The sequence below is a fragment of the uncultured Sphingomonas sp. genome (genome assembly GCF_937859915.1).
Classification (GTDB): Bacteria; Pseudomonadota; Alphaproteobacteria; order Sphingomonadales; family Sphingomonadaceae; genus Solisphingomonas.
Genome location: NZ_CALMAW010000046.1, coordinates 33,483 through 33,854, shown reverse-complemented (window position 1 = coordinate 33,854; position 372 = coordinate 33,483). Strand labels below are relative to the sequence as shown.

Sequence of the window (372 nt, the reverse complement as noted above, 5' to 3'; positions counted from 1 at the left end):
GGCGGGGGCGGCGGTGGTCGAGGCGGCGGCGGCGGCGGTGCCGGCGGGCGGCTGCAGATCTCGGTCTATCACACCTGGTATTTCCGCGACGACATCCTCGTCCGCCCCGGCGGCCCGGTGATCGACCTGCTCGACGGCGGCGCCACCGGCACCGGCGGCGGCCAGCCGCGCCAGCAGGTCGACCTCCAGATCGGCCTGACGCAGAACGGCATCGGCGCACGGATGACCGGATCGTGGCAGAGCGCCACCACCGTCGACGGCTTCGGCACCGCGACCGGCAATCTCCATTTCTCGAGCCTCGCCATCGCCAATTTCCGGCTGTTCGCCGATCTCGGCCAACAGCCCGCGCTGATCCGCCACCGCTGGGCGCGC

At 72.8% G+C, this 372-nt stretch carries 1 pseudogene (cut by a window edge); it reads left to right on the top strand.

Going from position 1 to position 372, the window contains the following annotated elements:
• Positions 1–372 (top strand): annotated as a pseudogene (locus Q0326_RS06685) (TonB-dependent receptor); its annotated part runs 162 nt beyond the window's last position; the annotation flags it as partial.